This is a genomic window from Rossellomorea sp. NPDC071047, from assembly GCF_050270195.1.
In the GTDB taxonomy this organism is placed as follows: Bacteria; Bacillota; Bacilli; order Bacillales; family Bacillaceae_B; genus Rossellomorea.
This window is the reverse complement of record NZ_JBNNJT010000008.1, coordinates 99,220-111,609: the sequence shown is the minus strand read 5'-3', so window position 1 is coordinate 111,609 and position 12,390 is coordinate 99,220. Positions and strand designations below refer to the sequence as shown.

20 protein-coding genes and 1 tRNA gene are annotated in these 12,390 nt (G+C 33.5%); 3 read left to right on the top strand and 18 right to left on the bottom strand.

All coding sequences use genetic code 11. The annotated features are described in order from the left end of the window. Positions 1-69: 69 nt before the first annotated feature. Complete coding sequence (locus ACQKFO_RS21790; protein ID WP_427601026.1) at positions 70-309, top strand: glutaredoxin family protein; 240 nt, start codon at positions 70-72, stop codon at positions 307-309. Positions 310-366: 57 nt separating this feature from the next. On the opposite strand, the gene ACQKFO_RS21785 is transcribed toward ACQKFO_RS21790, so the two are convergent. From ACQKFO_RS21785 to ACQKFO_RS21770, 4 genes are all read right to left on the bottom strand, one after another. Further along, complete coding sequence (locus tag ACQKFO_RS21785; RefSeq protein WP_427601024.1) at positions 367-621, bottom strand: hypothetical protein; 255 nt, start codon at positions 619-621, stop codon at positions 367-369. A gap of 9 nt (positions 622-630) precedes the next feature. Further along, positions 631-924, bottom strand: a complete 294-nt coding sequence (locus tag ACQKFO_RS21780; protein ID WP_427601022.1) for a hypothetical protein — start codon at positions 922-924, stop codon at positions 631-633. Next, positions 917-1,156, bottom strand: a complete 240-nt coding sequence (locus tag ACQKFO_RS21775) for a helix-turn-helix transcriptional regulator (protein ID WP_427601020.1) — start codon at positions 1,154-1,156, stop codon at positions 917-919. Before ACQKFO_RS21775 ends, ACQKFO_RS21780 begins: the two co-directional genes overlap by 8 nt. Before the next feature lie 141 nt (positions 1,157-1,297). Beyond that, the gene (locus tag ACQKFO_RS21770) at positions 1,298-1,702 is read right to left on the bottom strand and encodes a hypothetical protein (RefSeq protein ID WP_427601018.1); all 405 of its coding nucleotides are present in this window, start codon (positions 1,700-1,702) and stop codon (positions 1,298-1,300) included. A 154-nt stretch (positions 1,703-1,856) separates the two neighbouring features. Here ACQKFO_RS21770 and ACQKFO_RS21765 point away from each other — a divergent pair, with 154 nt between their 5' ends. Further along, the gene (locus ACQKFO_RS21765) at positions 1,857-2,024 is read left to right on the top strand and encodes a hypothetical protein (protein ID WP_427601016.1); all 168 of its coding nucleotides are present in this window, start codon (positions 1,857-1,859) and stop codon (positions 2,022-2,024) included. A gap of 139 nt (positions 2,025-2,163) precedes the next feature. Here ACQKFO_RS21765 and ACQKFO_RS21760 read toward each other — a convergent pair whose 3' ends face one another. From ACQKFO_RS21760 to ACQKFO_RS21700, 13 genes are all read right to left on the bottom strand, one after another. Next, a complete protein-coding gene (locus ACQKFO_RS21760; protein WP_427601014.1) occupies positions 2,164-2,892 on the bottom strand; it encodes a hypothetical protein in 729 nt (242 codons plus the stop codon). A gap of 534 nt (positions 2,893-3,426) precedes the next feature. Next, positions 3,427-4,029 carry an RNA polymerase sigma factor gene (locus ACQKFO_RS21755; RefSeq protein WP_427601013.1) on the bottom strand — a complete coding sequence of 201 codons (603 nt, stop codon included), beginning with the start codon at positions 4,027-4,029 and terminating at the stop codon, positions 3,427-3,429. Positions 4,030-4,240: 211 nt separating this feature from the next. Next, positions 4,241-4,405, bottom strand: coding sequence for a YvrJ family protein (locus tag ACQKFO_RS21750; protein ID WP_427601011.1), 165 nt, complete (start codon positions 4,403-4,405; stop codon positions 4,241-4,243). Between the two features lie 62 nt (positions 4,406-4,467). Next, complete coding sequence (locus tag ACQKFO_RS21745; protein WP_427601009.1) at positions 4,468-4,704, bottom strand: helix-turn-helix domain-containing protein; 237 nt, start codon at positions 4,702-4,704, stop codon at positions 4,468-4,470. A gap of 259 nt (positions 4,705-4,963) precedes the next feature. Continuing rightward, positions 4,964-5,179 carry a hypothetical protein gene (locus ACQKFO_RS21740; protein ID WP_427601007.1) on the bottom strand — a complete coding sequence of 72 codons (216 nt, stop codon included), beginning with the start codon at positions 5,177-5,179 and terminating at the stop codon, positions 4,964-4,966. 9 nt (positions 5,180-5,188) lie between these two features. Beyond that, on the bottom strand, positions 5,189-6,442 hold the full coding sequence (locus tag ACQKFO_RS21735) for a helix-turn-helix domain-containing protein (protein ID WP_427601005.1): 1,254 nt from the start codon (positions 6,440-6,442) through the stop codon (positions 5,189-5,191). A gap of 199 nt (positions 6,443-6,641) precedes the next feature. Then, positions 6,642-6,713, bottom strand: a tRNA-Cys gene (locus tag ACQKFO_RS21730). Between the two features lie 55 nt (positions 6,714-6,768). Continuing rightward, positions 6,769-7,677, bottom strand: coding sequence for a S8 family peptidase (locus tag ACQKFO_RS21725; protein WP_427601003.1), 909 nt, complete (start codon positions 7,675-7,677; stop codon positions 6,769-6,771). Between the two features lie 281 nt (positions 7,678-7,958). Continuing rightward, positions 7,959-8,066: a putative holin-like toxin gene (locus tag ACQKFO_RS21720; RefSeq protein ID WP_408015242.1), complete on the bottom strand. Its 108-nt coding sequence runs from the start codon at positions 8,064-8,066 to the stop codon at positions 7,959-7,961. A 135-nt stretch (positions 8,067-8,201) separates the two neighbouring features. After that, the gene (locus tag ACQKFO_RS21715; protein ID WP_427601001.1) at positions 8,202-8,726 is read right to left on the bottom strand and encodes a hypothetical protein; all 525 of its coding nucleotides are present in this window, start codon (positions 8,724-8,726) and stop codon (positions 8,202-8,204) included. Between the two features lie 120 nt (positions 8,727-8,846). Then, the gene (locus tag ACQKFO_RS21710; protein WP_427600999.1) at positions 8,847-9,656 is read right to left on the bottom strand and encodes a hypothetical protein; all 810 of its coding nucleotides are present in this window, start codon (positions 9,654-9,656) and stop codon (positions 8,847-8,849) included. Positions 9,657-9,955: 299 nt separating this feature from the next. Further along, a complete protein-coding gene (locus ACQKFO_RS21705; RefSeq protein WP_427600997.1) occupies positions 9,956-10,132 on the bottom strand; it encodes an aspartyl-phosphate phosphatase Spo0E family protein in 177 nt (58 codons plus the stop codon). After that, complete coding sequence (locus tag ACQKFO_RS21700) at positions 10,132-10,410, bottom strand: DUF2187 family protein (protein WP_427600995.1); 279 nt, start codon at positions 10,408-10,410, stop codon at positions 10,132-10,134. The genes ACQKFO_RS21705 and ACQKFO_RS21700 overlap by 1 nt, the downstream gene beginning before the upstream one ends. Positions 10,411-10,629: 219 nt before the next feature. Between ACQKFO_RS21700 and ACQKFO_RS21695 the strand changes: the two genes are divergently transcribed. After that, positions 10,630-10,971 carry a hypothetical protein gene (locus tag ACQKFO_RS21695; RefSeq protein WP_427600993.1) on the top strand — a complete coding sequence of 114 codons (342 nt, stop codon included), beginning with the start codon at positions 10,630-10,632 and terminating at the stop codon, positions 10,969-10,971. Between the two features lie 165 nt (positions 10,972-11,136). On the opposite strand, the gene ACQKFO_RS21690 is transcribed toward ACQKFO_RS21695, so the two are convergent. Next, positions 11,137-12,315: a hypothetical protein gene (locus ACQKFO_RS21690; protein ID WP_427600991.1), complete on the bottom strand. Its 1,179-nt coding sequence runs from the start codon at positions 12,313-12,315 to the stop codon at positions 11,137-11,139. Between the last annotated feature and the right edge of the window lie 75 nt (positions 12,316-12,390).

Genomic DNA, 12,390 nt, shown 5'->3' with positions numbered 1-12,390 from the left:
GTGAAGAGGTTGTATTTATATAGATTGCAATTTCTTTTATCAATGAGACTTATAAAAGGAGAGGTTATTATGCAAATTACTGTTTATTCAAGTGAAAGCTGCATTTTCTGTAGACAATTAAAGGAATGGTTCCTTAGTGAAGGTATCGAATTTGAAAACAGAGATATCTCAAAAGATAAAACATTTCATGATGAATTTACTGCTCACGGAGGAACAGGCATCCCGCTCACAATATTCGAAAAATCAAATGGAGAAATAAATAAGGTAACAGGAATGAACAAACCGAAGATTCTTGAAGCATTAAAATAAAAGCAAGTCATCCAAGATAAAACTCTTGGATGACTTGCTTTTTTAAAAATTACTTATTTAAGAAATACCCCAAAGAAAGTTCACTAATACAGAATACCCTACAAATAGTAGAACTACGATAGCGGATACCCATAAAATCCATTTACTAATTTGCTTACGGTTCACAAAAGCCAGTATAAATGTTAAAGAGAAGCCAATCATGAAGATATATAGCAATGTAAGATTAGTCAAGCCTATGCTTATATCAAATGTAAATAAAGCGAATGTGATCAATGAGATTACAAACAAAATTCTTGTTATTAATACCATCATTATTTCCCCCTAATAATTCTTCTTTAAGAAAATCCAATACAGCAATCCCCAGAGTACAGTAATAGACATCAATATAGATAAAGCCATTCTCAATTGTTGGTAGTTAATCATAAAGAATCCTGAGATAAATGTAATAAGAGCTAGACCACCAAAAAGGAGTAAAAACAACGAACCATATAACTTAAATCCCATTAGCCTTGCTCTTTCATCTGATCCTTCTTTAATGATTGAAAAAACCAATGCTATAAAGGCTCCTATGGCTACGAGAGCCAATCCATTAGTAAATACCATAATATTATTCATTACCCTCCTCCTGGTCCTTTTTTACGTATTGAAACACTTCTTCTACTGTCACATTAAATACAGAAGCAAGTTCAAAAGCCAAGGTTAGCGATGGTTTATACTTACCCTTTTCTAAAGAAATAATTGTTTGCCTACTAACATCAACTTTTTCAGCCAGGGCTTTCTGCGTTAATTTGTTTTCTGCTCTTAAGACTGCAATTCGATTTAGTAAGATTTTTGATTCCTCCTGCATATCACACCACACTTCCTCTTTAGTAAAGCCTTCTTAACATATTGTAAAGGTAGCTTAACTTAATGTCAAGTTAGCTTTACGCGTTGACTATATGAATTGGATTCCAAATAAAAAAAGAAAGGCCATACTTTGGCCTCTCCCCTACATTCCTGTTACAAAATATTCGTCTCCAATTTTTTCAATTTCTAGCCAATAAATAGATCCCTCTCCATCTTTTCGTTCAAGCTGGACTTCATTGTCCTCTTCAAACTCGAATATAAAGTCATCAAGAGTTAATCCTGAAAATTCCGGACCTTCGTCTGGCAACATGTATTCCAATGGATCCTCCGGATTTTGATAAATTTTGTTTAGAACGTTTTCATCTGCACTTATCATTCCTTGTACAAAGGTTTCAGCCGTTTCCTTTATTGTACCGTTCTTTATTTGAGTATTGGTATCTGCTTGAGATGAAATTGGACTCTCCGCACTTTCTTTTGGATTATCATTGCTGCATCCTGCAAATCCAACTGCAGTTAATATAAGTAATGTTGAGATAGCTTTCTTCAATAACTTTTTCTCTCCTCATATGTCTGTTTTACTTTATATCGGCAAAGAGTTGGCTATATTTGATTCAGCTTAAGGTTGTTTTTTATTATTAATTTTAACTTTATATAGTGTACCTCATAATTATGAGGTAACAATACAATAGGGAGTGATCAGGATGAAGAAACTCATCTTAAAGGAAATCAAAGGAAATCCGGAAGAAGTTCAAGCTCAAGGAATGTGTGGACCAGTACGTGCTTGCTGCGGGAATAATCCAGAATGTCTAAAGTTTTACACCGCAACTCCAAGTGGTGATGAAATTTCATTTTGCGGTTGTCCTTACTAATCTAGAGAAAGATTGAATCCTCTAACAGTAACTATCTTTTGATAGTTACTGTTTTTTTATATGTGTAGTTGAGTATTTGATGATAAGACAGAAAAAGGTGTGGGCTTCAATGCCCACACCTTAATATAGTTAGTTATAGTTAGCAATTATTTACGTTGCCGAACCATCCCATGACAGCTGCAGCGTTCGTTGGATATGAATCAAGGTACCCAGCAGCACATGCATATAATCTCGCATCACATTCACAGTCACCACTGCCAAACTGTGCCCAGCAACGATCATGTGCTCTACAGCATGAGTCAAGGCCGTTGATTGGTGTGCCTCCACCTAATGACAATCCGTCTCCGCAGTTTGGTCCACAGTGATTATAGAACTCTGGGAAATCATACAGACAGAATGTAGCTTGTGCAGTAACTTCCTCAGCAAGCTCACCTGGCACATAGTTAGGATCATGAGGTAATTCAGGAACTTGTTCTAGTTCTTTTGCGTAAGGCTGATCATCGACCGGGATCTTAGTTCCATTCACTGATAAAAGAGTTTTTAAGGTTTCTTTCTCATTAACACCCGATACTACTGTCTTAGCAGTAACAATAATATTGTCTTTCCCAGCTCGTTTTGTTTTATCAAAACGAATATTAACTTTGTTATCCCGGGATTGAATAACTACAAAGGAACCTTCAACAACGTCCCCTTCACCCATAACTTCCTCATATTGATAGGCAAGTCGGACATCCTCATCTGCAACATTGAAACCATAAGCTGCTTTCAAATCAGCACTGAGGGTTTTGAATTCTTCATTGGCTTTAGCCTCCGAAAGAATTGCTTGTAATTTCTCTCCCTTAAGGTAAATCCCTTTTTGTTTTGTCATTAATAACATCCTTCCTACTTATTTTTTTATACGGTGTAATTACCGTACTAATTAGTAAAGGGAAGCTAGCGGAGAAAAAATCAACCTCATTACTGTTTTTTTAATAATGTTTGAGTTATATTGAAAATGTTATTACCATTTTATAGAAGGGGGATTGGATGAAAAAGTCATTTATTTTATTGATGATATTAACAGCTATATTAATTTTGGGGTATCTCTATAACTCCTTTTATGATCACTTAAGTATCCAAATAGAAGTCTTAGCTCAATTGGGCTTTTGGCTCACGATTCCATTAGCAGTAACCATTATAGTGTTGGGGATTACGTTGTTAATCAATCACTCAAGGTATTTACTAATAATCGTAATTTCAATACTAATATCAATATTAATTCTTTGTATTAACGTATATGGATTCTTCCATGTAACCACACCTTAATATAGACTGATCAATAGGTAGATTACTTGTATAGAAAAAAGAGTCCTTTTAGGACTCTTTTCTGTATTTATAAGAAAATTATGCTGATGTTGTAGAATCATTCACCAATTAATTCTCTTAATATCAATAGAGCTTTTTGGTGACTCTTTGATACCGCCTGCTGTGATTTGCTTAGCTTATTAGCAATTTCAATATCTTTCAGTCCATCAATATAAGCTAATTTAATGATCTCCCTTTGATTAGAGGTAAGTTGTTTTACAGCATCAAATAAATCTTGTCTCTCTATAATATCCTCTATATTTGATAATTGGTCTTCAAAAGCCTCTTCAGGACAATTAGATCTGCTCTGTTCGGGTATCATTTCTACAAGTGACAAGTTTGGATCGTCATTATAAGCGTTGTTTAAAATTAACTGGTTTCGCGATTTTTCTTTTCTATCTTTCTTATCAAAATTTACAGCGTTAAAGTGGATAGAAGTAGAGAGATAAGAAGTGAATCGTATATTGAAATAGTGTTTTTTAAAACTTTCCTCCAACTTGAGTATGGAAGCCTTACACGGATTGCATATAGCTTGTTCAAATGTTTTTTTATTTTCATTGTCTAAGATATAGGATTTAAATACCTTGCTATTATATAATCCTGGATTGGAAGTCTTAAAATTTTCAAGCGCGATTTTACAGTCTTCAAGGGAATTACTCATTCGAATCCCCAATGGTAGTATCTTTTTCAATACATAGATTCTGTATTTGAGATGAAGATTTTGCTGCACATTGAATTAATTCAATTATTATTTCGCGCTCTTTTAGAGTGATTTCTTGATTATTGAGAAGGTTAGTGTACAAACTTTGTACTTCCCTCGTTTTGCAGAAGCACGTCATTAATTGGCTAATATCTACCATGGTTTCACTTCCTCAGTCTCTTTTATATTCTTTGATTGCACTAGATAATTCGCTTATGACAATTTCCAGATTTTCTAGTTTTCTTTCAAATCTTACTAATAGGTAAATAGAGATCGCTATTGGAAAACCAAAATTACCAAGTAATGCAACCCAGAGCGGGATATCAATAGGTGTCAAAATAGTTCCCTCCTTCCTTTTTTGTTATAAAGAAGAGAGGGTTTCTTGCTGTACAACTTTTTTTATCCAGTTTTCCTGATCAAATCCGTAAACTCAATAAAACCCGGAACTCCATTCATGTCATAATTTAAGATAGTTTCAAAAAGCTTTATTTTTAGTTCTTGAGCTAAATCTTCTCGTTCTTGAGGGGATGTTTGAAGTACAGATTTTTTTATCTTAGGATCAAATAGCTCAATTATTTTCTCAACGTTCTGGTGGTTATTCTCTGGATCTTCCATTAATCGATATAATTCATTCATTCAGTATCTCTCCTTTTATTAGAAAATGGAGTTCTACATAGTAAGGACGTAAATCTATGTTATTAAACAACCAGATATGAAAAAAATGAGAGAAAAATCAAACTTTAGTTCTAATTCTATTATAAAAAAAGAACACATGTTTGTGTATTGAGAAAATTAAATAATGAATATACGATTTTTTCGTTTTTGACTTTCTTATTTTCTTGGGGGATAAAAAAAAGAACAGTGAATTTCACTGTTCCCTTTAAACGATATTAACTTATCCGAATAATGGAGGCTCTTCCTCGCTTTGTGGTCTGACTTTTATATTTAATTCTTTATTAGAGCCAAACAAAGGAGGCTCTTCTTCAGAAAAGGATTGAGTGTTAAATGTAGATCCAAACAAAGGAGGCTCTTCCTCGCTCAATGTCTTAAAGTTGAGAGTTGTAGTTAAAATTATTGTCATTAGTAATATGAATGAAAATGTTCTTTTCATGTTTTCCTCCTATATACTTTCTAAAATCGAATATGCCTTGGCAAAATAAATTGAAGAATTTTTATATTTTCGATCGTCAAAGTAATATTGTGCAAGTAACTTTAGACTTTTTGAAAGTTCCATTTTACTTTTCTTTTGTTCATAAAAAGGTATTACGGTTTGTATCATGAATTTTTCAAATTCTTGTGAATAATTATTGATCAAATAATCATACACTTGGAAATCTAATGTTCTGGGTGAGTTATGTATGTTCAAGTGCTTGATAACTTTAAAGCCTTTATTTAACCAGTTTTTAGCTTCTTCATTTCGGCTAGTGCGATGATACTCTTTTACCAGGCTAAAGATAGGATTTAAAATAGTCTTATCATCAGCTTCCTTGTTTTTGTAGGAAGATTTAAAATGTTCTATAGCTGCATCTGACTTATCTTGCAATGAATAAAGATGGCCTAGGTTTTGTTCACAAGAGGAAAGTAGGCTCTGACTTTTAATGGTCGTGGCCAGTTTTTTGGCAACTTTGTAGGATGAAATAGCATTCTTATACTCTTTATTTCTACCATAGTTAATACCAAGCAATAAGTGACACTCAATACATCGTTTTACATTGTATTTTCGTTGGTAATATTCGAGTGCTTTTTGAGCATAATTTATACTCAAGTACGTATTCCAAAGCTTGCTTGTGGTTAGTGATATTGAGTAGTTAAGATCGCTTTCTTCCTCCTCATAATAATAAATATCAAAATTAAATAATTTTTGTGCTTTTTTATAGCTGTCATATGCATTTGTAAAGTCTGAATTCAGATACCTGTAATTACCATTGAATTTGTGCCAGTAATATTCTTCAACTCTTGTAAAATGATATCGCTTCCTTTTTAATGCTTCTATTTGAGCTTCTGCAGCTGGTAGATCTCCAGTCAACATGAAATATTTTATCTTCTGAATTTCAAACAGCCTTAAATAACCAAAGTGATTAATACTCTCAATATCAGGTTCGAGGTTTGTAAATAATTCTTTGGAGTCATCAATAGACCTATTTAATAGGTTTCTAAAGAAATCCATGCATAAGTTAGGTACATCTGAATCTACAGGTAGCTCAGGAGAAATTTCTAATTTCTCGCATAAAAGTGCAATAATATCCATTCCGGTATCAACCTGATTATTCTCTATTTTAGACAAATAAGAAACTGAAATTATACCGGATGCTAATTCTTCTTGGGTCATCTTTTTGTTCACGCGATAATATTTTATTTTGCTTCCGACTTCCATAACTTCACCCACCTGAAATTTTACTAATTTTTTACACTAATATCTACAATTTATCCTATTTTTCAAATTGTATATGTTGTACCTTGTAAAATGGCTATTTATGTAATACTTTATCAGAAACTTTCTCGAAATGATAAATAAAAGAGCATAAAAAAAGAACAAGTCCCTGGTATTAGGGCTTGTTCCTTTTCTAAATTAGAGGTGGTACTCGGATTTGAACCGAGGTTAATGGTTTTGCAGACCATCGCCTTGACCACTTGGCTATACCACCTAGTTATTTGCCATACTGTATATAAAGAAGATTATTAACACCTTTTAACAACTTTCTAAGTAAAAGATTTAGAGAGATTAAGAAGGCCATTGCCCGTGTAAGTTACACTATTCTCCATGAAGCTGGTTGACTTAATAAGTTGTGCATATATCTCAGGTTCGGTAAGGTTACGTTTAAACAGTTGTGAGCTCTGTTGTCTCAATAGAGCTAACCCGCCAGCTATAAAAGGAGCTGCCATAGAAGTACCACTTAAAGATCGGTAGTCATTTCCTAAATAGGTTGAAAAAATTGTATCTCCAGGGGCAACCAAATCAATTTCTTTATTGTTATTGCTAAATCTCGAAGGAGAATTATTTTTATCTATAGCCCCCACTTGCACAACTTCATTATAGTATCCAGGATATCTATATTCTTCCCTTTCGGTTCCATCCCCATCATTCCCAGATGCAACCACGATGAGTATATTTTGGTCAACTAAATATTGAATTGCTTCTTTTAAACGAGGATCACTAACAGGACTCCCTAATGATAAGCATACAATGTCGACCTTTTCTCCTCCATTTCCTCTCCAAGAAAGTGCATAGTACAATGCATTTACAACAGCAGTAATACTTCCGCTTCCGCTATATGACAGTGCTTTCAAAATTAATAATTTTGCTTCAGGAGCAACACCTATTTCATATTTATGATTATTCGAAGCTATAATACCAGCTACATGAGTACCATGGCCATTATTATCTTGAAAATTTTTAAAATCAGATGAGTGATCCGTTGTAAAATTTGCCCCACCAATGATATTGCTTTCTAAGCTTTCGTGTTTCATATCTATACCAGTATCAATTACTGCTACCACACTACCTTTGCCAGATATTCCTCTATTCCACATTGAATGAACATTGATTGAGTTTAATCCCCAGTTTGCTACATTATCTTGAGCTTCAATTTTATATGGTAAAATTCTCATCTTTATCCCTCCTTCTTGTCTTAAAAGAAGTGAGGACATAACAAATAACAACTACAAATAAATAAAGTTTTCGGAAGTTGATTACTAACAAATAGTTTGTTTACTTTACGATTTATATAAAATTCAGTATAATTAAGGGAAAGATGTATAAAGTAAAAAAGAGAAGCCTAGTGCTGGAACACTAGACTCCTCAATCATACAACAGCCTGCTCGAATGCGCAGCAGTCTGACCTTCACATAAGTAACCTTACCCTACTGGTGGCCAAACCGAACAGGGTGGGTTACTTTTTTTGTGTTACAGCGATTATTGCTACAACTAGCGATATTCCTGCGACAACTAATGATCCGAATCCGATTAAGATTTGCAACAAATCACCTACAGCAACCACTTCAGCAACACCCCCCTTCTATCTAGGAGAGTGTCAGCTGCTGCCCACCCTGCATTATGCTATTGTATCTTTAAATTATAGCATATTTTCTGTAAAAAAACTCGGTAGTAAAGAACTGACGTTCCAGTTTTTTGTTCAATTTTCATTAAGGAAATATTCCTTATTATGGGATAATAGTTCAATGCCCACATCCTCATATCTCGAGAAAATATTAGATTTATCCCAGTTATCCGGCATCTTTGTTCTACTTAGAAGAGCATCTTCATCCTTGTGAATTGTAGCAGTCCAAAAGTATTTAATGAGTAAATTATAAATTTTATCTTTAGAAATTAGTCCACCTCTGGCCCACTCTTCGCACTGATCTTGAATATATCTTTTTTTAGGTATCATATGTTCATATCTCAATTCATTGCTATTCCAGTTCTTGTTTTGCAATAGTTCCAGGGCTTTTAGACTTACGTAATCTGTGGAATAAAATCGTTCTTTGTGCTTATAGGGCAGGTGATTTTTTAACAAACTAATATGTAAATTCGCTAGAAATTTCCCTCTGGCCTCTCTCATTCCCTCCATATATAGCTTATTATCGTAGGGAAGCGTATGAAGAAAATAATAATAATTTTCTGCTAAGAGATTCATTACTTTTTCTCTGGTAGGTACCAAATTTCACACCTCACCTTTACCAAAAAGTGTAATTCTTCAATTCAAACTTGTTTTATAATCTTAACACAAAATTCTGAAGCATCACCTGGAGAATATGGAATTGATTTAAGTGTATGGGATTTATTCATCATCTTCTAAACATCTAACTTTGGGATCTTCATATTTCCCCATTATGGCCCTTAAACTTTCTTTCCAAGACCCAAAAGCAGAAATGTAGGAGTTTGCTGAAGGAAGATTGTTTTCTATTGCAAAGGCATCCCATTCATTAGCGGTTAAAAAATAGTTTGGATATTTTAAAGCGATTTTTCTTAGTTTATCTCTCGAAGCTCCATTTTTGGCATTACTATAATTGTCTGTTAAGTCTTCAACTAAATTTGTCCAAGATCCAAATGCTCTACAGAATGTACTAGCACGGGGTAAGTCATTATCTTTAGCGAATCTGTTCCAAGTAGAGCTGGTAGTAAAGAACTCTTTATTAGTAAGGGCTATTAATTTAAGTTCTTCTTTTGGATAAGACTTTTTTCGATCAGAATTATTCACCCCTAAAATTTCATTTAGACTCTCCCCCCAAGAACCATATTTTAATGAAAATGTAGTCGATCGGGGGAGCCTATTTTCTTTAGCATGTTTATTCCATGCTGTTGTCGTTGTAAAATGTTTCTTGTGGGCAAGAGCAATTTTAGAAAGTACTGCTTTTGTATATTTTTTTCTTTTAGGTTTTTTTATGCCGAATATTTCATAGAAACATTCGCTCCAGGGACCAAAATAGGTATAGTATGTAGTTGCTTGAGGTAATTTATTTTCTTTAGCGAACTTATTCCATTCTAGGGTCGTAGTGAAATGTTCTTTGTTTTTTAGTGCAATTTCTATAAGAATCTCTTTTGAATATTTTTGATTTTTTTTTAATTTAGGCTTTTTTTCATTTTTCATTAAGTGCACCACTCTTTTATCTCTTTCACTTTGCTACAGTTTCTACATGCAATTGCATTGAAGGTTAAGTGTAATTTTTGATAATCCAAACTATAGAAATACTCCCCTTGTTTGCAGCTGTTCTCAATAATTTTCTTTTTAAAATTCCTAATATTTATCCATCTACATGATACAGAATGAACTTTATTTATCCTTGTATTATCTTTTATACATATAAATCCCTCCCCGGCTTTTTTTAAGTCCTGGAAGGTATCTAAAGATGTGATCTTAATCATTGTTCACTATTCCATCCTTTTATTTCAAACTTTATTAGTCCCTGAGACATGAGTTTGTTTTTGAGCTACTATTAAGAGTTCGTCTAGTTCTTGGCTACACCTAATGGCTTTTATAGAGGTAAGACCTTCTTTGTTCACAATATCGCTCATACGTCTTCTTTTGGCTTCAATAATTGAATCTAAATGGTATAGTCTATCCATTAATTTGCTGGTCTCTGCCACCCATTAAATTGAAAAATAGGCTGTGGAGGCAAATCGCTTTTTTCAATAATTACATAATTTTCATCTCTTACAACTGTCCTGTTATTACCATACTCAAGTTCAACGGCAAGAGCTTGATCAAGGAATTCAATTATTACGGTCTCAGGACGAAGGACAACGACGCGTCCTCTAATTACTAATCCATGCCTCTCAAACTCTACAATGTCATCAATGTTTGCTTTAACCCTTGTAAATGGCTGCTTATTTTTGCGTTTCATATTTAGATCCTCCTTGAATACGAAAAGGACGCACAAAAAGATGATAGTTACCTACCATGCTTTGGGTGCGTCCCATTTCAACGTTATTTTTTTATATGATTATTAATTTTATTATACCTATCGTATCATTTCTTATCAAGGAATTTCCATTTCAATTCCAAGTTGAGTGATGAACCACCGGAAAATGATTATAATATTGTTGAGGGAAAGGTGATAAATATGATTCAGGAAAAAGATAAAAAATTGGTATATGATTTAATCTACTTAGACCTTCTGATAGAGGTATTAGAAAGAGATTTAAAAGCGATCGATCTTTCATCTATTAAGTTTAAATCTCCATATAAGAAAAAGATTGAGAGTCTGATTAAAGAGGCGTTGCATGATCGAAAAGAAAAGCGTCAAGTTATGAGAAAACAAGGAATTAAGATATTTGAGCGCAAAGTTATTGATGAGGAGTTCATTGAATGGGAATATGTTGTAAAAGGATATGAGGCAGTCCAGCGGATATGGACCGCAGCTATTAGAAAGAGACTTCAAGAGATATTAACAGAAAAATTATAGAGGATACGATCCGCTTACTACTGGTTTATCTTTTTTAAAATAAAAAAACAGCCATTTTAAAAAAGGCTGTCAAAAAAGGATATTGGTGTTTGTAATATTATATACAGAATATTGTATAAAACACAACAGTTATTGGAATTAATATACAGTTAATTTAAACTGGACTCAATTGCAATCTAATTCAGTTAAGGTCAACTGTTTAAATGTTTCTCTGTTCTCTAAATTAAATAGGTATTTTAAGTTCTGAAATATTATTTTATTAGTACTCATGTGCTCAGGTGCTTTTACTCTATGTCCGTTCTCTAGATAAACTTTTCGCTGGTTTGCAGATTTTCTTGAATTTAAATAAGCACTTGAATCACTTGAAAAGAAGGGGAATTCTCTTAGCATTCTATTCGCTCCACCAAGGAAATGGAAGTTGGCTTGAGGATATAATCTAAAAACTTCAGTCAATTTTTTTCTGACCAGCTGCTGTCGGTTAGATAGGTAAGGCACAAGGCCGCCGATGCCAATAACCTCGAAATTTCTCCTGTCGTTCACAAGATCCTCTAGTGAATCTATACTGCTTGAAAATTGCCATACCGGATAAATTTTAGCTCCTGGACATGTATTATATAGATACTCGAAGTTTTGCATAGACTCTTTCCCATTTTCAATGATATCTAGATTAAAGAAACCTAATATCCGATTATGTGATTTGTACTTATTTATAAATGCTGCATACTCCTCTCTTGAAATCATAGGTATTTCATTTTCATTAAAAAGCGATAGTTGTACATTAGCCTCTGTGCAATTTTTTCTTTTTTGGTTGTACACACTGAAGGCCCCACTATCAATCAGACAATAATAGTCATCTTTATCTAGGATTCTACTCCAGTTTTTTTGATGGCGAATATGAAAATAATTCAATAGAAGAAAATTTCCCCCAGCTGCTTTGATCAGGCTCCTTATTGCAGGATCCCTTTCAGCTCCTGAAGCAAAAAAACGCAGACTATTTAACGATAACCGTAACAATCCATACTTTAACCGCTTTACCAGGGCCTGTTCTTTAAATACTTCAAAAAGGATTCCTAATAATGCAGAAGTGTATTTTGTGAATCTCTGTAAGTCATTTCTAATAGCTGTACGATTAAACCATACAAAGTGGATAGATTTTCTTAATTGTTTTCGTGAAATTTGAATATCACTTTTTCCAACGCTTGTCTTTATTACAAGATGCTCATGCGATAAGTTCACGAAATAATTAATCCTACCTTGAACAGTGTGAAAGTATCCTTGCTTCTGAAGGTACCTTATAAACCTTCTTTCTTCTGTTCTTGCCTTTAACTCGTATTGTTTTATCATAGCTTTTCTCCCTTTTCATTAATGAAAAAGAGAGTTATTGCTTAGCAATAACTCCCACTCTGCTTAATTTGTTAT

What these genes read in the sequence shown, in the direction of transcription:
- ACQKFO_RS21790 (WP_427601026.1), top strand. Translation starts at nt 70, where the DNA reads ATGCAAATTACTGTTTATTCAAGTGAAAGCTGCATTTTCTGTAGACAA.
- ACQKFO_RS21785 (WP_427601024.1), bottom strand. Translation starts at nt 621, where the DNA reads ATGATGGTATTAATAACAAGAATTTTGTTTGTAATCTCATTGATCACA.
- ACQKFO_RS21780 (WP_427601022.1), bottom strand. Translation starts at nt 924, where the DNA reads ATGAATAATATTATGGTATTTACTAATGGATTGGCTCTCGTAGCCATA.
- ACQKFO_RS21775 (WP_427601020.1), bottom strand. Translation starts at nt 1,156, where the DNA reads ATGCAGGAGGAATCAAAAATCTTACTAAATCGAATTGCAGTCTTAAGA.
- ACQKFO_RS21765 (WP_427601016.1), top strand. Translation starts at nt 1,857, where the DNA reads ATGAAGAAACTCATCTTAAAGGAAATCAAAGGAAATCCGGAAGAAGTT.
- ACQKFO_RS21760 (WP_427601014.1), bottom strand. Translation starts at nt 2,892, where the DNA reads ATGACAAAACAAAAAGGGATTTACCTTAAGGGAGAGAAATTACAAGCA.
- ACQKFO_RS21755 (WP_427601013.1), bottom strand. Translation starts at nt 4,029, where the DNA reads ATGAGTAATTCCCTTGAAGACTGTAAAATCGCGCTTGAAAATTTTAAG.
- ACQKFO_RS21745 (WP_427601009.1), bottom strand. Translation starts at nt 4,704, where the DNA reads ATGAATGAATTATATCGATTAATGGAAGATCCAGAGAATAACCACCAG.
- ACQKFO_RS21740 (WP_427601007.1), bottom strand. Translation starts at nt 5,179, where the DNA reads ATGAAAAGAACATTTTCATTCATATTACTAATGACAATAATTTTAACT.
- ACQKFO_RS21735 (WP_427601005.1), bottom strand. Translation starts at nt 6,442, where the DNA reads ATGGAAGTCGGAAGCAAAATAAAATATTATCGCGTGAACAAAAAGATG.
- ACQKFO_RS21725 (WP_427601003.1), bottom strand. Translation starts at nt 7,677, where the DNA reads ATGAGAATTTTACCATATAAAATTGAAGCTCAAGATAATGTAGCAAAC.
- ACQKFO_RS21710 (WP_427600999.1), bottom strand. Translation starts at nt 9,656, where the DNA reads ATGAAAAATGAAAAAAAGCCTAAATTAAAAAAAAATCAAAAATATTCA.
- ACQKFO_RS21705 (WP_427600997.1), bottom strand. Translation starts at nt 10,132, where the DNA reads ATGGATAGACTATACCATTTAGATTCAATTATTGAAGCCAAAAGAAGA.
- ACQKFO_RS21700 (WP_427600995.1), bottom strand. Translation starts at nt 10,410, where the DNA reads ATGAAACGCAAAAATAAGCAGCCATTTACAAGGGTTAAAGCAAACATT.
- ACQKFO_RS21695 (WP_427600993.1), top strand. Translation starts at nt 10,630, where the DNA reads ATGATTCAGGAAAAAGATAAAAAATTGGTATATGATTTAATCTACTTA.
- ACQKFO_RS21690 (WP_427600991.1), bottom strand. Translation starts at nt 12,315, where the DNA reads ATGATAAAACAATACGAGTTAAAGGCAAGAACAGAAGAAAGAAGGTTT.